Consider the following 18,432-nt stretch of genomic DNA (forward strand, 5'->3'; position numbering starts at 1 on the left):
ATCAGCCCCTTGGCGTGGAGACGGCCAAGCACCTCCCAGTCAAAGCCCTTCCAGGCCCGACGCTCGTCGTGGAGCGTCAGCCACAGAAGGGCGAGTACCGCCTCGTCGATGCGCTCCTCGTCGACCGCCATCCGCGCAGTTTAGCACGCCGCGCTCAGACCGGGCGTGGTGCCAGCCGATCGGTTACGGATTACGGGAATATATTTTCAAATATTCGCTGTCGATCGGCTCCTCCGTATCGATCTGCTCGGATCGACGGCGGCATCCCGCGCGTCGTGCCATCGACCAGACGGTGCCCGGCAATCATCGTCGGGACCCAGGCGCCCTGTTTTCCAATGCAGCTTATGATTGTATTGTGCGGCGCGGCCACTTCAGTGTGTGGCGCGAATGGGCAGGTGATCCGTGGCCATTGATCCGAGGAATCTCGCCCAGACGGCGACACTCACCTACAGCCAGGACTTCGACACGCTGCCGCTCTGGGACGGCACTTCGGGTCTCGACACGTCCGGCGGCCCGCAGTGGAGCATCCACGTCACGTCGACCGGGACGCGGCCCTTCAATCAGGAGCAGCAATGGTATGTCCGCGCCGATCAACCCGACGGCAGCGCGCTCCCGAACCCGTTCCGCGTCCACGACGGCATCCTCACCATCACAGCCGCGCCGTCGGATCCGTCTCTGATCCAGGACCTGGGGGATCAGCCCTACACGTCGGGAATGGTCAATACCTTCCACAGTTTCAGCCAGACCTACGGCTATTTCGAGATGCGGGCCGAACTGCCCGCCGGTCAGGGCTTCTGGCCGGCGTTCTGGCTGCTCCCGGCGGACGGTTCCTGGCCGCCCGAGATCGACGTGATGGAGATGCTCGGGCACGATCCCGGCACGCTCTACACCACGGTGCACAGCCTGGCGCCCGGCCAGACACCCGGCAACCACACGATGAGCCAGGGGATCTCCGCAGTCGCCGACATGAGCGGCGGCTACCACACCTACGGCGTTGACTGGCAACCGGACACGCTGACCTTCTACTTCGACGGACAGGAGATCTATCGTACGCCGACGCCGGCCGGTCTGGACAAGCCCATGTACATGATCGCGAATCTCGCCGTCGGCGGCTCTTGGCCGGGCGACGCCGACGCGTCGACGCCATTTCCCGCGCAGATGAATATTGACTACATGCGGGCTTATCAGGCCAATCCGGACGCCGCGGCGCTTGAGCCGGTTTTTCACTTCTACGACGCCGCCTCAGGACGGCATTTCTACACGGCAAGCGCCGCAGAACGCGCGCAGCTTGAGAGCACCCCGTCGGGCTACGCCTATCAGGGCGTCGGCTGGGCCGCGCCAGTGTCGTCGTCTGCCACGGCTGACGTCTTTCGATTCACCAACCCGACGACCGGCGACCACTTCTACACGACCAGCACCGCGGAGCGCGACGGGCTTCTCTCGGACGGTTCCGGCTACAACTATGACGGTGTTGCGTTCGACGCCTACGCGAGCTCGACCGCCGCGGGATCGCATGCGTTGACCGTCGAGCGGTTCGTCAACACCGAGAGCGGACGGCACTACTACGCTTCCAGCGCCGATGAGATCAGCTACATCGAGCAAGGTCACGCCGGAAGCGGCTGGATTGATGAGGGTCATGCCTTCACGTTGCATGCTCCGACTGCGAACATGTTCGGCATGTAACGGTCTTTCCGGAAGACCTGCTCCGAGGCAGCCAGTCCCACTTCTCGTCTCGACCGGGCCGCTTCCCGCCCGTCGGCACGGGCGGTTCGGTCCCTCGACTGCTCCACCAGGGTCGCGTTCTCGGCGCCTGTCCGCCCACCCTGAGGCTCGCAGGCCGCGGTGCGGCGACAGGGCCGCGATCAGAAGCTGTACCCGACGCGCAACCGCATCTGATGGCGGTCGAAGCTCGACAGGTCGAGCGGGCCGGGCTCGCCCGTGGCCTGGCCGGCGACCTGGAAGCTCCAGGTGAATGAGGCCCAGGCCTGTGGTGACAGGGTCATGTAGGCGGTCGGTCCGAGATACACGGCCTCGCCCGCGAACCGGTCGAGCGCCAAGCCGTCGTAGGTCCGGGCATAGCGTGCCTCGCCGCCGAGGAAGAGGCCGGGCCGGACGCAGTAGGCCAGCGCCCCCGCCACCTCGATCCCCGATCCGCGCACGGGCGCGTCCATCACGGTCAGCCGCGTCGTCGAGAGCGCGAAGCCGACATTGACGGCGGCGATCAGCTTGCCGGGGATGATCTCGCGGTCCGCCAGCAGGCCGATCTCGGTGCCGAAGCTGCGCGCCGGCACGCCCGTCCCGCCGTCGACGGTTCCGTAGCCCGGCACGATGTTGAGGGTCAGGCCGAAGGGGGCCGTCCGGCGATCCATCAGGCGCACCCGGGTCTCGAGGAAGCCGCCGTTGAAGCCGCCCGTGGTCCGGGCCGGGGTTCCCGGCGCGCCAATGTCGTAGGCGTTGAAGGTGACGCCCGGGGCCAGGCGGAAATCGTTGGTCAGCGGCACCTTCAGGGCCAGGGAACTGTCCACGGTCAGGAAGCGGGCGACGCGCCGGCCGAGGCGCCCGCTCGTCTCCCATTCCAACTCCGCCTCCCCGGGAACGCCGAGGTCGCTCCCCTCGGTGAAGCCGAACAGATGCTCGCTGTCGAGGTCGCCCGGCGTCAGGTTCTCGGCGGCGGTGGGCAGGGACTGGGCCAGTGCCGGCCCGAGCGCTGCGGCCACCCAGAGCGCCGCGGCCAACCCGAGCGCCGCGGCGAGGCCGCACAGGACCGATCCTGGAGCCGAGAGGCGACGCGGAGCGCCGGTGTGCGTCATAGCCCTGACCCATCATTATAGCTAATGCTATATCTAATAGGGTGGGCGATGTAAGGCCGTCAACGGTCGAGCATGCCGGACGCGTGGTCTCCGGAAGTCCGGTCGCGGATCCGGCGCCGCGCGTCGGAGGGAACGGCGTCGCGCGGTGACGGAGGCGCGGGGCGTGAACCGCTGGGCGCGGAGCGGAACCGCGCCGCGTCCGCGCTCCGGCTCACGCCGGTCCGGTCTCGGGGGTTGTCCCGGCCGGGGGCGGGGACGCGACGGGCCCGGGCTGCCCCCGGCGCGCGCGGCGCTCCTCGATCCGCTGCAGGATCACGTAGAAGGACGGCACGAACAGGACCGCCAGGCAGGTCGAGGCGAGCATGCCGCTGAACACCGTGATGCCGATCGACTTGCGCGCCGCGGCACCGGCCCCGGAGGCGGTGACGAGGGGCAGCACGCCGAGGATGAAGGCGAACGAGGTCATCAGGATCGGGCGGAAGCGCAGCCGCGCCGCCTCCACGGCGGCGGCCGCGATGTCGAGTCCGGCCTGCCGCTTCTCGCGGGCGACCTCGACGATCAGGATGGCGTTCTTGCTCGCCAGCGCGATCAGCAGGATCAGGCCGATCTGCGTGTAGAGGTTGTTGGCGACGCCGAGCAGCAGCAGCGCCCCGACCGTGCCCAGCAGCGCCAGCGGCACGCCGAGCAGGACCGCCAGCGGCAGGATCCAGCTCTCGTACTGGCCGGCCAGGACCAGGTAGACGAGGAGGATGGCGAGGGCGAACACGAGGTAGATCTGCGCGCCGACCGCCTTCTCCTGGTACGACATCGCCGTCCAGTCGTAGCCCGTGCCCGGCGGCAGCACCTTGGCGGCGATCTGCTGCATCAGGTCCAGCGCCTGCCCGGAGCTGAAGCCCGGCGCCGCCCCGCCCACGATCGTCGCCGTCGGGTAGAGGTTGTACAGGCTGATCAGGGACGGCCCCTGCACGGACTTGATCTCCACGACGGTGCCGAGCGGCACCATCACGCCGTTGCCGGCGCGCACCTTCAGGTTCTCGACGTCCTCGGGGCGGAGCCGGTAATCGGGCGCGGCCTGCACGTAGACCTGGAAGGTCCGGCCGAACTTGTTGAACTGCGTGACGTAGGACGACCCGACGTAGCTCGAGAGGGTCGAGAAGACCTGCCCGACCGTCACGCCGAGGGCCTCGGCCTTGACCCGGTCCACCGCGATCGCGATCTGCGGCACGCCGGCCCGGAACGAGGTGTTGAGCTTCCGCAGCCCGGATTGCGAGTTCCCGTCGGCGACGACCGTCCGGGCGAGGCTCTCCAGCAGGGGGTAGTCGAAGTCGCCGTTGCGCAGCTCGATCTGCATGGTGAAGCCGCTGGCGTTGCCGATGCCCTGGATCGGCGGCGGGATCAGCACGAAGGTGTCGGCGTCCTCGACGCCCGCCAGCATCGTGTTGAAGCGCTCGTAGAGGCTGCGCAGATCCTGGCCCTTCTCCTTGGCCCGGACATCCCAGTTCTTGAGAACCACGTAGGCGACGCCGGCATTGGGCAGGCTGGCGCTGGAATCGAGGACCGAGATCCCGCTGATCGAGAGGACGTTGTCGACGCCGGGCGTCGCCTTCGCCTGGGCGCTGATCCGCTGCATCACCGCGTCGGTGCGCTCCTTCGAGGCCCCGTCCGGCAGCTGCGCCCCGATGAGGACGTAGCCCTGATCTTCGGTGGGCAGGAAGGCGGTCGGCAGGCGGGTCAGCCCCCATCCGGCGAGCCCGATCAGCAGGAGCGCCACGGCGACCATGAGGCCGCTGCGCCGGACCATGGTGGCGATCAGCCGGGCGTACCAGCCCTCGAGGACCCCGTAGACGCGGTTGAAGCCGCGGTAGAACACGTTCCGCTTCTCCGGCGGCACCGGCTTGCGCAGCCACAGGGCGCACTGGGTCGGCTTCAGGGTGGCGGCATTGATCGCACTGATCAGCGCGGTGGCGGCGATCACCAGGGCGAACTGCTTGTAGAGCTGCCCGGTCAGGCCGGGCAGGAACGCGGCCGGCACGAACACCGACATGAGCACCAGGGTGATGCCGATGATCGGGCCGAACAGCTCCTCCATCGCCTTCTCGGCCGCCGCCCGGGGCGAGAGGCCCTCGTCGATGTGGTGGGAGACCCCCTCGACGATCACGATGGCGTCGTCCACCACGATGCCGATGGCCAGCACGATCGCGAACAGCGTCGAGAGGTTCACGCTGAAGCCCATCGCTGCCATGGCGGCGAAGGCGCCGATGATCGTCACCGGCACCGTCGTCGCCGGCACCAGCATGGCGCGCCAGTCTTGGACGAAGACCAGGATGACGATCAGGACCAGGACGGCCGCCTCGAACAGCGTCATGTAGACCTCGTGGATCGAGGCCTGCACGAACTCCGTCGTGTCGAACGGGATGGCGTAGACGAGGCCCGACGGGAAGGTCTTCGCGAGCTCGGCCATCCGGGTGCGGACCGCGTTCGCCACCGTCAGCGCGTTCGCCTCGGGCAGCTGGTAGATGCCGATGCCGGCGGCGGGCTGCCCGTTCAGCGTGAACGACTGGCTGTAGGTTTGCGCGCCGAGCTCGACGCGGCCGACGTCGCGCAGGCGGGTGATGCGGCCGCCGTCCTGCGCGTCCGCCTTGACGACGATGTTCTCGAAATCCGGGGCGTTGTTGAGCCGCCCGTTGACGTTGAGCGTGTACTGGAAGTCCTGGCCTGCCGGGACCGGCGGCATCCCCACGGCGCCCGCGGTGACCTCCTGGCTCTGCTGCTGCACGATGTTGATGATGGCGTCGGGGGTGAGGCCCCGGGCCTGCACCAGGTCGGGATCCAGCCAGATCCGCATCGCGTACTGGCCGGCGCCGAAGACCGTGACGTTGCCGACGCCGGGCAGCCGGGCCAGCTCGTTCTGCACGTTGATGACGCCGTAATTCGACAGGAACAGGCTGTCGAACTTCCCGTCGGTGGCCGACAGTGTCACGAACTGCAGGACCGCGGTGGATTTCTTCTGGGTCGTGACGCCCTGGACTTGGACCGCCTGCGGCAGCGACGACATCGCGATCGCGACGCGGTTCTGCACCAGCACCTGGGCCTGATCGCCGTCCGTCCCGATCGCGAAGGTGACCGTGAGCGTGTAGGTGCCGTCGCTCGCGCTGGTCGACTGCATGTAGAGCATGCCCTCGACGCCGTTGACCTGCTGCTCGATCGGGAGCGCCACCGTGTCGACCACCGTGCGGGCGCTCGCACCCGGGTAGCGGGTGGTGACCTGGACCGTCGGCGGCACGACGTTGGGATACTGCGACACCGGCAGGTTGAAGAGCGACACCGCGCCGATCAGCACCATGACCAGGGCCAGCACGTTGGCCAGGACCGGCCGCTCGATGAAAAAGCGCGAGATCATGCCGTTGGCCCTCGATGCCGGCGTCTCAGGGGCGGCCCGCCGCGAGGGCGGGACGCGGGGTGGCGGAGATCACTGTCCGATCGTCGGGCGTGTCGGTTTCGTCGGCAGCGCCGGGACTTCCGGACGACGGCTCACCGCGGGAGTGGCGCCGGGTCGGGCAAGGCTTCGGCCACCGCCACCTTCTGGGGCGCGACCTTCGCCCCGGGGATTGCCCGCTGGATGCCGTCCGTGACGACCCAGTCGCCGGGTGCGAGCCCGGTCTCGATCACCCGGTAGCGCCCGTCCCGGGGCCCGAGCGTCACCACCCGCTGCGAGACCGTGTCGTCGGCGCCGACCGTGAGCACGTAGCTGCCCTGCTGGTTCGTCCCGATGGCGTCGTCGCGCACCAGCAGGGCCTTGTCCTGGCGCCCGACCGGGACCCGGACCCGAACGAACAGGCCCGGGAGGAGCGCGTGGTCGCCGTTCTCGATGAGCGCCCGCGCCATCAGCGTTCCGGTGGACGGGTCGACCTGCGGCGCGAGGTAGTCGAGCTTGCCGGCATGCGGATAGCCGGTCTCGGTCTGCAGGCCGATCTCCACCGGGATCCTGGATAGGTCGCCCAGCGTCCGGTGCGTGGCGAGCAGGTGCGCCTTGACCAGCAGCACCTGCTGCTCGCTGATGTTGAAGTAGGCGTAGAGCGGATCGATGCGCACGAGCTGCGCCAGCTTGGTCGGTCCGCTGATGCCGACGAGCGCCCCGACATCCGCGAGGTGGTTGGTGACCACGCCGTCGAACGGTGCGGAGACCTGCGTGTAGCCGAGATTGATGGCGGCGATGTCGAGGTTGGCCTGCGCCTCCATGACGGCGGCGCTGGCTTGGTCCTGCTTGGTCTTCGCGTCCTCGACGCGCGCCTGCGAGGCGAATTCCTGCCGGCCCAGCGTGGACTGGCGCTGATACTCGGACTGGGCATTCGCCAGGGCGGCCTGCTGCGCCGCCAGGGCGCCCTGCGCCTGCTTGAGCTGCGCCTCGTAGGTGTTGCGCTGGATCGAGAAGAGCGGCGTGCCCTTCTTCACGACGGCGCCGTCCTTGTAGGTGATCGCCTCCAGGAAGCCCTGGACCCGTGCCTCGAGCTCGACGGCCGCGAACGCCTTGGTGTTGCCGGTGAGTTCGAAGTAGCGCGTGACCGTGCGCACGAGCGGTTGCGCGACCGAGACCGTCGGCGGCGGTGGGGGAACGTACTGGTTCGCATCGCGGCAACCGGCGGCGAGGCCCGCGATGGCCGCCAAGGCGAGGAGACGGAGGGATCCGGGAAGCTGCAGCACGATCGGCACGGTCGACCCTCAACCTGAGAGCGTTACGGACGGTCTTCGGTCTCGGTCCTGACGTGGCTACTGATCGTCCTCGGCCTTGGCTTCCCGGGCGAGGGTCAGGCACTCCAGCAGATCGACGTAGCTGGGCAGGCCGTCGAGCTGGGCCTCCGCCGCGCAGCGCGTCCGATCGACCGCCGGGAAGCTGGACCACTTCTTCGCCACCTCGGCACGGGCCGACCCCTCGTCCTGGAGGCAGAGCTTCTGCCGAACGGGATCGAGGGTCATCGCCGTCGTCGCCGCCCGACAGCTGCCGTGAACGTCGAAGACCGGCATCTTGTCCGAGACCGGCGTCGTCAACGCCAGATCCAACAGCAAGGCGGGGACAGCAAACATCATGATCGGCACACCCGCGCGTCGCGTCGACCGGACGGTCCGGTCGATCCTTGTTCTGGCGGCCCCGCACGGTTGCCGTGCCCTGCAGCAATACAGGTTCGATATTCAAGACCGGCCCGATTCGGTCGCCTATCCTGTATCGATAGCATATGTCGCGGTTAAGTTGTTGCAACAAAAATCGTTATCAACCACGGCGCACTACCTAAAGCGGTGGCGTCCGGCAGAGCGGCCGTATGATTTCTGTGATGTCTGCCAAGTGAGTAAGATAGAATGAAAAATTGGAACGTTTGCTAAAATAATGAGAGCTTTCCCGCGTAATAGGTCGATTGGGCGAGTACGCAGGGCAACTGTACGATCGCTCGGGCCGCGGGCGCCGGCGCCAGCCTGGCGCTGTCCGTCGCGCCCGGCGCGGCCAGTGGCTCCGGCTCCGGGATAGGCCGAGGCGCTGACGGTGTCCGTCATGCCGGCCGGCGAGACCGTTTCGATCGGTGCGCCGGGTCCCGGCCACGGCGCGGCCGGGACCCGATCCGCCTACTTGTCGAGGGCGTTCTCGACGGCGTCCTTGGCCTTGCCGCGCTCCTGCTGGGCCTGGCCCCGGAGCTTCTGGTCGCGCCCCTCGGCCTTCAGCGCCTCGTCGTCCGTCAGGTTGCCGACGCCGCGCTTGGCGCCGCCGACCGCCTCGTTGGCGAGGCCCTTGAGCCGGTCGACCGCGCCCGCCGTCGTCGGCGTGTCGTCGGCCAGCGCCGGGCCTGCGAGGGCGAGGCCGAGGAGGGCGCCACGAAGCGCCGTCTTGCGGGTGCTGCTCATCCGGTTCTCCCGAGAGATTCGAGGGAGCGCGGTCTGACCGACCGTCCGCGCCGGCGCAATGACGCACACGTACCGGATCGCCGGACCGGCAACCGGTACGGCACCGGTCCGCCGGTTCGGGCGTGTCCCGTGACGCGGACGGTCCTGCGCGGCCGAGATCCCGGCGCGGGGCCGGTCAGGCGGCGGTCCGGAACGCCGCGCGCCCGTTGCGGAGGATCGAGATCAGCGCTCCGGCGAGGCCGGCCAGGATCACCCCGTCGATCGCCAGGAGGGTGATCGCCCGGTTCCACAGCCGGTCGAGGCCGAGATCGGTGGTGACGGATTCGGGATGCGCCGGGTCGGCCATCACCCCGATCGTCCAGTCGCCCGCGTGCAGGCCGGTGAACACGTAGTTCACCCGGCGGGTCACACTGCCCGCGGGCGTCCGCAGCGAGAGCGTCGCGTCGCAGATGTGGAAGACGAGCTTGGTGCTGCACTTGCCGTCGCTCACGCGGGCGTTCGGAACGGGCTGGGCAGCCTCGCGGACCTGCCAGTCCGAGATCAGCACGGGCGCCGTGTAGATGGCGCTGGCTGCCAGGAGGCCGCCGAACAGCACGAAGCCGAACAGCACGCCCAGGATGACGGTCCAGCTCGTGCGGTCGGGCGGCAGGCGCAGGGTCTCGGCGGTCTCGGGCTTCGCGGGCGATCCCATATGATCCTCAAGCAGTCTGAGCTTCGGGAGAGGAGGTGTGGGCGGCGACGGTCGCGCTCGCGGCGCGCTCGGCCAGGGCGCGGCGGGCTTGGTGCGCGGCCTGGTAGCGGGCGATCAGGTCGGCGAAATCCTGCGGCTTCATCCCGCGCGGCAGTCCGACCGTGAGGGTCACGATGCGGCGCTTCGCGTCGAGCTTCGCGGGGTGCCGCCCCGGGGCCCGCTCCGGCCAGTCCGCGCCCGGCGGCAGCAGCAGGCGGGTGACGATGCCGCCCCGGCTCAGCGACATGTCGAGATCGGCGACGGCCTCCCAGGGGATCACCCTGTCGAGACCGGGCGTCTTCAACCCCGCGGGGCTCAGGATCAGGGTGATCGGCTCGCCGCGCGACAGGACGAAGGCGCCCGCCCCGCCGAAGGCGGCCGCGAGGGCCAGGGCCACGGCCGACACGATGCGGGCCTCGTAGGGCGACAGCCCCGGGACGCGGAGCAGCACGAGCGCGAGCGCGGCGGCGGCGAAGAGGCCGGCGCTGGCGGCCAGCGCGAGGCCGCGGGCGCGGTGGCTGGCGCGCAGCACCCGTTCCTCGGTTCCGATCTCCGCGGCGGTCGCCTCCAGATGCGCGCGGGCGGCGGCCTCCCGCGCGCGGACCGCGCCGAGAAAGTCCCGCGTCGCGGCCCGGCACAGGCCGTCGGGGTCGGCGAAGTAGGCGGCGAGCTGGTCGCGGGCCCGGGCCGGCGGCGCGGTTCCGGCCGCGGCGAGCAAGTCGGCGTCCACCGCTAGCCCAAGGGCGGCGACGCGGTCGCGGGTCGGCGGGTGGGTGTCGGTCGGGTGGGCCTGCTCGTCCTCGAGGCGCGCCGCCGGATCCTCGAGGCCGCGCGCGATCGCGCCGTCGAGCGCCGCCGCCACGAGGTCGGCGGCGGCCGTCTCCGGCGCGTCGGCCGCCGCGTCCAGGGTCTCGACGACGCGCGGGCGCGCGGCGCCGTAGCGCAGGAGCGCCCGGGCCGAGGCGTCGGGGGAGGTCACGGCGGCGCCGGCCGCGTCGGCCGCGAACTCGCGCACCCGGCTCCAGTGGCGCACGGCGAGGTGGAACTGCTCCATCACGAACAGGCCGAGGCGGATCGACGGCCCGAGCACGCCGAGCGCGCCGCGCTCGCGCTCGGCCATCGCGTCGAGGGAGCGCCCGACGCCCGCGTAGATCGGCAGGAAGCGCTGGCTGTATGCGGTGTCCCCGCCGGCGTAGTGGGCGAGTTCGTGCCCGAGGATCGCCGCCGTCTCGTCGACGCGCAGCAGGGCGAGATAGGGCAGGGGCACGTAGAGGATCCGGCCGTCGAGCCGCGCGCCGCCGGGCTCGAGCACGGCCGGGCCGGCGCTGACGAAGAAGCCCTCGGTGAGGCCGACGACCAGGGCCTCGGGCTTGAGCGCGCCCATCCGGTCGGCGAGAGCCTCGACGAGGCGCCAGAGACCCGGCGCCTCGGCCGGCGCGATCCGCCGCCCGAGGATCGGCAGCGGGTCGGGCGCGAAGGCGACGAGGGCCCGGCGCAGGCCGATCAGGGCGCCGCACGCGGCGAGGATCGTGGCGCCGACCGCGCCGGCCGCGATCGCCAGGAGCTTCACGCCGCCGCCGCTGAGGCCGCCGTCGACGAGCAGCCCGGCCTCGAACAGGACCACCGCGACGAGGCCGGCGGTCGCCGCCACGATCTGGGCGGCGAGGGCGGGCGGAAGCAGCCGCCGCACCAGCGAGAAGCCGCGGACCAGGGCGTCGCGCGACCCGCGTCCCAGCTGCCCGAGCAGGCCGCCGACGAGCAGAACGAGCACGGAGAGCGCCGCCGCGATTCCGCCGCCCGCGACCGCGACCGCCGGCAGCCTGCGCCGCCAGTCCATCACGGCGGCGAGGGTCCCCGCGTGGTCGCGGATCTCGCGGGCCTTCACCGCGGCGTAGGGGCCGCCGTAGAGGCGGCCGTCGTGCCGGAACTGCAGGCTGAAATCGGGGCGCCCGTCCCGCGGAGACCGCGCCTCCAGATCCGCCACGACCGCGCCGAGGCGGTCGCGCTCGGCCGCGAAGGCCCGCCAGTCGTCGAGGCCGCGCTGGCCCTGCCAGAGCCCGATCAGCAGGATCGCGAGCGGCAGCAGCACGGTCGCTGCCAGGAGCCCGGCGAGGGCGCGCGGTCGCGAGCGGTCGCGCGGGGGCGCTGCTTCGGCGATGGTCGGCTCCTGGATAGCGAGACGCGGGCGCGGCAGGGCGGGCGCGGCAGGATTGCGGTCGGGTCGGCATCCCGGTATCGAGCCGGCGCAGCGAACAGTCTCGGTCCAGGAGGCTATAGATGCGGTCGAGCTACAGCTTCCGAGCGACAAAGATTGGGCACAACCGGATCGATAACCGATTCGACGGCCGGTTTTCTAACCGGCCGAACGGCCACGTCAACCGAATGCTGCGGTCCGGCCTCCGAGGGCTCCGGGCGCGGCGCGCCTTGCCCGGCCGGCGCGCCCGCCCCACTCTGGGCGCGCCCGCTTCCGCGCTCGCGCGCCCGGCGCGACCGGGCCCGGTGCGGATGCCAGCCTCGGAGGCGCCGCTCCGCGGGAAGACCGGAAGGGAGAGACCATGAATCTGCTGAAGCGGCTGTTCGGACGCGCCGATGCGGCACCGGCGGAGGCGGCGCCGGACGAACCGCTTCTCGTCAACGCCTACGCGACCGTGCGCGACCTGCCCGCGCTCTCCTTCGACCACGCGCTGAACGGCCGGCGGGACCTGTCCGACCCCGAATTGCGGCCGCATCTCGACGGGTTCATCGGCTACGTCATGGGACGGGGCGACGGGCAGATGACCGCCCTCCGCTACCATCTCTGGCGCCACCTGCAGCGCGTCCGCAACCACGTCAGCTTCGCGGTCGCCGCGTCCGACCTGCCGCGCGTGGAGACCTGGGCGCTCGCGGCGAACGCCGTCCTCTTCCTGCCCGACGGCTCCGTGCGGGCGCCCGACATGGCGCTCCTCCTGTCGGCCGCGGGCGAGACGGATCCGGCCGCGCGTCTGCCCTATCCGCCCGACGCCGTCGCGCGCCGCGCCCGGACCCTGGAGCGCCTGGAGAATCTGGACCCGAAGCCGCCCGCCGGTATGCCCCCCGCGCTCGGCGAGGCGGAACTCGCGCTGCGACCGCCGACGGAGGTGCTCCGGCGGGCTCTGGCCCTGCTCTACATCGCGGCCTGGGGGCAGGCCTTCGGCGCCGGCACGACGCTGCGCGAGCCGGGGCAGAGGACGCTGAATCCCACCGGCTTCGCGGCCCTGTCGGCGGCCGAGCGCGCCCAGATCGAGGCGGCGGACCCGAAGGACGCCGCGGCGGCGTCCTGGCGCTACGAGGCCGCGAACACCCTGCTGTGGGCGCTCGGCGTGCGCGCGGCCCGGATCGCCGACAGCGACGCCACGGTCGACGTCGACGCGCTCTGGCGGTCGGTCGCGCCGCTCGCCCGGGACGCGGGCGCGGCCGACGCCGCACGGCTGCGGCCGCCCGGCGAGATCCTGGAGGCGCTGGACCGCGCGTGGCGGGCGCACTGGGTCGTCCGGCAGGCGCGGCAGAAGGGGACAGCCCCCGCGGGGCTCAACGGCGACGTCGTGGCGGAGCGCCACGTCGCGCTGAACTGGCTGACCGGATTCCAGAACGACCGCGACACGCCCTGGGACGCGACCGACACGCCGACGTGACCGCGCCGCGGCTCAGCGGAGACCGTCGAAATAGTCGAAGAACACGCGGTCCGGATCGTGCTCGTCGCGCAGCGCGCACAGCCTCTGCCACTTCTCGGGGGTGAACGCCTGGGCGACGATCTCGGGCTGCTCGACCGTGTTGGTCTCGCCGATGTAGTAGCCGATGTTGAGCGGCTTCAGCGCGGCGATCACCGCCCGATGCCAGGCGGCGTTGGCCTGATCGTCGTCCGCCTCGTGCCACATGGTCCAGGGGCCGCCATAGACCTTCGAGGTCATGGAGCGGGCCATGTTCCGCTGCGGCCCCGGGACGTCGGGTCCGCAGAAGATCGTCGACAGGAACACCGAGGTCGCCGAAGGCGCCCGCTGCCACAGGGGCAGGATGGCCGCCATCACCGCGCCGGGGCTGTGATTGGAGAAGGTGGCCTCGACCCGGGATCGCACGCCCTCCGGGAAGAGCGCGCCGGACGCGTCGAACAGCTGCTCGAAGTCGAGGGGCGTCACCCGCGCGCTCGACAGGGGCGCGACCGGTGCGTCATCGAGCGGCGCCAGCGCGCGCCGGGCCGCCTCCGGGGTGTCCTCGAAGGCGGTGGCGGTGACCATGCAGACCCAGCCGTTCCGGTCCGCCGCCGCCTCGGCCAGCGCGGGCGGCGCCTTCACGAGGAACTGGGTCAGCTCGACGCTCGGCGCGATCGTGGGCGCCGCCTCGCCGAGCCACGTGCCGACGGCCGGCGCATCCTCGAGGCGATAGAAATACTCGCTCCCGTGAATGGCCTTCGGCAGCGCGTGGAGCTTGAGGAAATACTTGGTGACGATCCCGAAGAAGCCCGGGCCGGCGCCGCGCGCCGCCCAGAAGAAGTCCGGGTTCTCGGTCTCGCTGGCCCGGATCCGCTCGCCCTGGGCGGTGACGAGCTCGATCGCCTCGAGGCTCTCGGTGCCGTAGCCCCAGACCGTGGGGTTCCAGGCCATGCCGCCGCCGAGGAAGTAGCCGCTCGCCTTGACCTGGGGGCAGTGGCCGGTCGGGAAGGCGAGTCCGTGGGCGTTGAGCGCCTTCTGGATGTCGCGGTTGCTGACGATCGGCTGGATGACGGCCCGGCGCTGCGCGACATCGATCGCCAGGATCCTGTCGAGGCTCCCCAGGTCGATCAGGATCCCGCCGTTGCGCAGGGTTGGCTGGCACCAGTTGTGGCCTCCGCCGCGGACGACGACCTTGAGGCCGTGCGCGCGGGCGAACTTCACGGTGGCGACGATGTCGTCCTCGTCGGCGGCCCTGACGATCATCTGCGGCGCCCGGTCGGGGATCAGCCTGTTCCACAGGTTCCCGTGAAGCGCCTCCCGGAACTGCGGGTCGCCTGCGTCGATGACCGGGCCCTTGCAGGCCGTCCTCAAGGTCTCAGCATTCATGACTGGGCACTGCGCGGGCGTGGAGGCCCGCTCGGGCGACGGTGGCCTGAGCGGGCGGAGCAGGGCGGCCGATCTCGCGATCCGGCCCTCAGTAGGGGACGCGGTCCGCCTTCTGGGCGTACTTCTTCCAGACCTCGACGGCCTCCGCGCGCATGATCTGCTGGGTCGGGATGGAGCGCTCGCCGACATCCTTCTTGAGCTCGGCGTAGATCATGCTGTCGTCGAAGCCGCCGTATTCCAGCGCGTCCTCGACCTGCGCCGCGTAGTAGACGTTCTTGACGCCGGCCCAGTAGGCGGCCGCCATGCACATCGGGCAGGGTTCGGCGCTGGTGTAGAGCGTCGCGTTCCGGAGCTTGAAGCTGCCCTGCGCCTTGCAGGCCTTCCGGATCGCCTCGATCTCGCCGTGCCAGGTCGGGTCGTTCTCGGCGACGACGCGGTTGGCGCCCTCGGCGATGATCTCGCCGTCCTGGACGATCACGCAGCCGAACACGCCGCCGGCACTGTCGACCAGCGACGTCTTCTCCGACAGGGCGATCGCCCGGGCCATGAATTTTTCGTGGTTGTCAGACATTGGAACCTCTGTCGTCGCGAAACGGGTCGGTTGGTCGGGACTATGAACCGCGGAGATTTCTTAATCGAGGGGCGGTCCCGATTGTTGTGTCGGACCGCACTAGACTTCGCGCGGCGTGCTTAACAACTCCGGGTCGGCCGACCGGCATTGGCTTCGGGTTGAGCGATGTCGCCGCGCGGTCCGGCCGAGCGGTGCGGGGTGTCACGGAGCGCGACCGCCGTCGAGCCGCGCGGGCAGGATCGGCGACGGGGCCGCGCGCGGATCGGGACGTTCCGCTGAAACCGTGCGTCCTGCTAACGCATGTTCGTCAGCCAGTAACGAGCGGCTACCCGCGGCTTGGCGACAGAATAGACAGGGGCGGAAGTGCCGCGTCAACGCCGGCCCGCGATCGTCGGCAGTCGAATTGTAAATATAGGGAAATGCAATAAAACGACCGTGAAGAGATGATCGATCAGGCTCTCCGGCCCGGTCCGAGCAGCACATATGGCGCGTCGCGGTCGCGGCGGCGGCTCCTGATCGGGACGGCGCCGCCCCGCCTGAGACGGACGGACAAGAAATAATCCGTCCCGTCATGGCACCCCGACCCTGCGCCCCGACCCTGCGCCACACCCGGCGCCACACCCGGCGCCACACCCTCCGCCGCGCCCGGCGACGATCGTCTCCGCCCCGTTTTTTCATTGTCGCTCCGTCCCAGCTCGGCGGGGCTCGGGCGGAGCGGGCGCCGAAAAAGTCCGGCATTCCGGGCCGCGCGCGCGGAAGATAAATATCGTGCAAGCGTTTCCGCTTAAAAGACGATCGCCGTAGAGAACGTGCTGTATTTACAATTAAAATATTCGCCCTCCGGGCTGAGGTCTTGACTCCGGCCGTAGATTGCCCGCTGATACAGGCATGCAGAGCAGTGCTGCCAATGGAGTGGCGGGCGCTCGATGCAAGATCAATTTTCGGTTGTTTATCCTCGTGTTCCGCGGCGCGACAGATCCCTGCGGGTCCGCCGCCGCCTCGGTGCCGCGGTCCACGGACCGGCCGTCCGGGTCGCCGGAGGTGGCGCCTCTCGGCACCGCCCCGGACCCGCCGGGCGGTGACCGGGCGCGGCGCCGGGGGCCGCGCGAAGCCAACGCGCGAGTGCAGGCAGCCGTGCAACGGAAGCGCGTCGGTTCATGAGCGGTGCCACATCGTCCGTCAGCATCGTGACGCAGACGACCATCCGGCCGGAGAGCGCGGACGCCTTCGCCCGCTGGCAGGTCGACACCAGCGCCGTCGTCGCGGCCTTCCCGGGCTTCATCGAGCAGCAGCTGATCCCGCCGCGCCCGCCGCTGCAGGTGGACTGGGTGATCGTGCAGCGGTTCCACAGCCTGGAGCAGGCCAAGACCTGGATGGCCTCCCCCGAGCGGCAGGCCCGCATCCAGGGCGCCACGCCGATGCTCGTCGGCCGCGACGACGTCCACATCGTCAAGGACGACGCCGGCGCGGCCCGGACCTCGCCGGTCAGCGCGGTGATCAGCACCCGCGTGAAGCCCGGCATGGAGGCCGCCTACCTCCGGTGGGAGCAGAAGATCGCGGCCGCGCAGTCGCGGGCGCCCGGCATGCAGGGCTACCGGTTCGAGCCGGCCGTGCCGGGGGTGCAGGAGGACTACGTCGCGATCCTGCGCTTCGACAGCGAGGCGAACCTGCGCACCTGGATGGACTCGCCCGAGCGGCGGGCCCTGGTCGCCGAGGCGGCGCCGATGACCGCGGAATTCCACACGCGGACGGTGCAGAGCGGCTTCGAGCAGTGGTTCCGCAACGTCGCGCCGCCCGGAGAGGGCGCGCCCGCGGCGTGGAAGATGAACATGATCGTCGTGCTGACCCTCTACCCGACCGTGTTCCTGTGGGGCGTCCTGGTCGGCACGCCGATCCTGGCCGGCATGCTGAAGGTGGATTTCCCGGTCGCCCTGTTCATCGGCAACGTGTTCAGCGTGCTGCTCACCTCGCTGATGGTGCCCTGGACGGCCAAGCGGCTGGGCTGGTGGCTGACGCCGGATCCGGCGCGGCGGACCCGGGTCAACCTGCAGGGCGCCGCGCTGCTAATCGCCGCCTACGGGCTCATGATCCTCGTGTTCTGGAAGCTGTTTTGACCGGCGGCGCGCCCGGGCGGTCGCGGCCCGCGCGGCGCCGTCGCGGGCAGGGGCCGGGCGCGGGGACAGGGCGCGCGATGCTCCGGTCGGTGTCCCGGGCGAGCCCGCGCCCGGCGGCCGGCCTGCTGATCCTGGCCTGCGGGGTCGGTCTGGCCGGGCCCGCCCGCGCCGAGCCTGCGCCCGCTCCGGCCACGGCCGCGGCCAGTTCCTCGACCACGTCGGGGACGGGTGCGGCCGACGGGACGCCCGTCGCGGCCGCGGCCCGCGCGCGGCGCCAGGAGGCCGCCGTTGCCGTCGCGGCCGCCACCGTGATGGCGGCGCCGCCGCCGTCCTTCTTCAACTTCTCCGACACTGTGGTGAGCTACCGCTTCCAGGGACCCTCGGCGGAGCCCGGCCTCCGGGTCCAGCGTCCCGACGGCCAGTTCGTGGGGCGCGAGGTCCCCAAGACCGTCATCAACCTGTTCCACGCCAACGCGTGGGCCTACGGCACCAACCTGCTCTCCCTCGACATCCTCCGGTCCGGATCCCAGGATCCGGCCGGCAATCAGGTTGGCCGGTTCGAGGGCGTCGGCGCCACCGAGTTCTACCTGATCTACCGGGGCGTCCTGAGCCTCAACAAGGTCTTCGACACGCAGGCCCTGGCCATCCCCGGCTTCGTGAAGGATGTCGGCCTGTCGTTCGGGGCCGACGTCAACACCAAGGACACGACCTTCGATTCCGAGAAGCGCGCCGGGACCTTCGGGCTGAGCTTCGCCTTCGACGTGCCGGCCGGGTTCGTGAACCTGAAGGTCCAGGGTTACAAGGAGTTCTCCCGCAACGGCTTCGCCGGATACGGGCCGGTGCCGGGCTTCGACTACGCGCATTTCCGCAGCGTCGAGTTCAAGATGACGCCGGAATTCGAGATCACCTACACGATCCCGCTGCCGTTCACCGGGCTGCCGCTGTCGCTCGCCGGCTTCAACACGATCGTGCTGCCCAAGGGGCGCTACGGTCGATTCAACGAGAACGACACCCAGCTGGAATTCGTCTCCCAGACCAACCTCGTGCTCGATGTCGGGCAGCTCGTCGCCGGCACGCCCAACCGGGTCGAGGTCTTCGCCGGGTTCCAGTACTGGCACAACAAGTTCGGGGGCGACCCGCGGCGCACGCTCAACACCGAGGAGAAGGCGCTGATCGCCGGGGTGGCCTACCACCTGAAATGAGCCCGCCGGATCGGCGCGGTCGGGGACGTGACGGGCCCGGTGTCGGGCCCGACGAAGGCGACCTC

14 protein-coding genes are annotated in these 18,432 nt (G+C 70.5%); 4 read left to right on the forward strand and 10 right to left on the reverse strand.

Translation table 11 applies throughout. The annotated features are described in order from the left end of the window. Positions 1-131 (reverse strand): DUF6429 family protein (locus ASG32_RS35215; protein ID WP_244492076.1); only part of this gene is annotated, 131 nt, incomplete at its 3' end. A 271-nt stretch (positions 132-402) separates the two neighbouring features. Between ASG32_RS35215 and ASG32_RS19920 the strand changes: the two genes are divergently transcribed. Then, entirely contained in the window at positions 403-1,683 is a 1,281-nt protein-coding gene (locus ASG32_RS19920; protein WP_056529828.1) for a family 16 glycosylhydrolase, read from the forward strand. 179 nt (positions 1,684-1,862) lie between these two features. Here the strand turns inward: ASG32_RS19920 and ASG32_RS19925 are convergent, their stop codons facing one another. The 7 genes from ASG32_RS19925 to ASG32_RS19955 form a co-directional block, all read right to left on the reverse strand. Next, on the reverse strand, positions 1,863-2,810 hold the full coding sequence (locus tag ASG32_RS19925) for a hypothetical protein (RefSeq protein WP_082557969.1): 948 nt from the start codon (positions 2,808-2,810) through the stop codon (positions 1,863-1,865). A 211-nt stretch (positions 2,811-3,021) separates the two neighbouring features. Further along, positions 3,022-6,210 (reverse strand): multidrug efflux RND transporter permease subunit, encoded by a 3,189-nt coding sequence (locus ASG32_RS19930; protein WP_056529831.1) that lies wholly within the window; start codon positions 6,208-6,210, stop codon positions 3,022-3,024. A 131-nt stretch (positions 6,211-6,341) separates the two neighbouring features. Continuing rightward, a complete protein-coding gene (locus tag ASG32_RS19935) occupies positions 6,342-7,514 on the reverse strand; it encodes an efflux RND transporter periplasmic adaptor subunit (protein ID WP_056529890.1) in 1,173 nt (390 codons plus the stop codon). Positions 7,515-7,577: 63 nt separating this feature from the next. Continuing rightward, entirely contained in the window at positions 7,578-7,856 is a 279-nt protein-coding gene (locus ASG32_RS19940; RefSeq protein WP_234081793.1) for a hypothetical protein, read from the reverse strand. Positions 7,857-8,423: 567 nt separating this feature from the next. Next, positions 8,424-8,699 carry a CsbD family protein gene (locus ASG32_RS19945; protein ID WP_020091080.1) on the reverse strand — a complete coding sequence of 92 codons (276 nt, stop codon included), beginning with the start codon at positions 8,697-8,699 and terminating at the stop codon, positions 8,424-8,426. Positions 8,700-8,874: 175 nt separating this feature from the next. Then, positions 8,875-9,390 (reverse strand): hypothetical protein, encoded by a 516-nt coding sequence (locus ASG32_RS19950; RefSeq protein WP_056529833.1) that lies wholly within the window; start codon positions 9,388-9,390, stop codon positions 8,875-8,877. A gap of 7 nt (positions 9,391-9,397) precedes the next feature. Beyond that, positions 9,398-11,518 (reverse strand): M48 family metallopeptidase, encoded by a 2,121-nt coding sequence (locus ASG32_RS19955; RefSeq protein WP_056529836.1) that lies wholly within the window; start codon positions 11,516-11,518, stop codon positions 9,398-9,400. 466 nt (positions 11,519-11,984) lie between these two features. Here ASG32_RS19955 and ASG32_RS19960 point away from each other — a divergent pair, with 466 nt between their 5' ends. Next, positions 11,985-13,079 carry a DUF4272 domain-containing protein gene (locus ASG32_RS19960; RefSeq protein WP_056529839.1) on the forward strand — a complete coding sequence of 365 codons (1,095 nt, stop codon included), beginning with the start codon at positions 11,985-11,987 and terminating at the stop codon, positions 13,077-13,079. A gap of 12 nt (positions 13,080-13,091) precedes the next feature. Here the strand turns inward: ASG32_RS19960 and ASG32_RS19965 are convergent, their stop codons facing one another. Beyond that, positions 13,092-14,480 carry an FAD-dependent oxidoreductase gene (locus tag ASG32_RS19965; protein WP_056529842.1) on the reverse strand — a complete coding sequence of 463 codons (1,389 nt, stop codon included), beginning with the start codon at positions 14,478-14,480 and terminating at the stop codon, positions 13,092-13,094. A gap of 88 nt (positions 14,481-14,568) precedes the next feature. Beyond that, positions 14,569-15,051 carry a nucleoside deaminase gene (locus ASG32_RS19970; protein WP_056529845.1) on the reverse strand — a complete coding sequence of 161 codons (483 nt, stop codon included), beginning with the start codon at positions 15,049-15,051 and terminating at the stop codon, positions 14,569-14,571. Between the two features lie 1,157 nt (positions 15,052-16,208). Here ASG32_RS19970 and ASG32_RS19975 point away from each other — a divergent pair. Next, the gene (locus tag ASG32_RS19975) at positions 16,209-17,165 is read left to right on the forward strand and encodes an antibiotic biosynthesis monooxygenase (protein WP_056529849.1); all 957 of its coding nucleotides are present in this window, start codon (positions 16,209-16,211) and stop codon (positions 17,163-17,165) included. Positions 17,166-17,242: 77 nt separating this feature from the next. Next, positions 17,243-18,367 (forward strand): hypothetical protein, encoded by a 1,125-nt coding sequence (locus ASG32_RS19980; protein ID WP_056529851.1) that lies wholly within the window; start codon positions 17,243-17,245, stop codon positions 18,365-18,367. Positions 18,368-18,432 lie beyond the last annotated feature (65 nt).

The organism is Methylobacterium sp. Leaf361 (assembly GCF_001424445.1).
Lineage (GTDB): Bacteria > Pseudomonadota > Alphaproteobacteria > Rhizobiales > Beijerinckiaceae > Methylobacterium.

Excerpts from the sequence above, each read along its gene's own strand:
- ASG32_RS19925 (WP_082557969.1), bottom strand. The coding sequence starts at position 2,810 with ATGACGCACACCGGCGCTCCGCGTCGCCTCTCGGCTCCAGGATCGGTC.
- ASG32_RS19930 (WP_056529831.1), bottom strand. The coding sequence starts at position 6,210 with ATGATCTCGCGCTTTTTCATCGAGCGGCCGGTCCTGGCCAACGTGCTG.
- ASG32_RS19945 (WP_020091080.1), bottom strand. The coding sequence starts at position 8,699 with ATGAGCAGCACCCGCAAGACGGCGCTTCGTGGCGCCCTCCTCGGCCTC.
- ASG32_RS19950 (WP_056529833.1), bottom strand. The coding sequence starts at position 9,390 with ATGGGATCGCCCGCGAAGCCCGAGACCGCCGAGACCCTGCGCCTGCCG.
- ASG32_RS19960 (WP_056529839.1), top strand. The coding sequence starts at position 11,985 with ATGAATCTGCTGAAGCGGCTGTTCGGACGCGCCGATGCGGCACCGGCG.
- ASG32_RS19965 (WP_056529842.1), bottom strand. The coding sequence starts at position 14,480 with ATGAATGCTGAGACCTTGAGGACGGCCTGCAAGGGCCCGGTCATCGAC.
- ASG32_RS19970 (WP_056529845.1), bottom strand. The coding sequence starts at position 15,051 with ATGTCTGACAACCACGAAAAATTCATGGCCCGGGCGATCGCCCTGTCG.
- ASG32_RS19975 (WP_056529849.1), top strand. The coding sequence starts at position 16,209 with ATGAGCGGTGCCACATCGTCCGTCAGCATCGTGACGCAGACGACCATC.
- ASG32_RS19980 (WP_056529851.1), top strand. The coding sequence starts at position 17,243 with ATGCTCCGGTCGGTGTCCCGGGCGAGCCCGCGCCCGGCGGCCGGCCTG.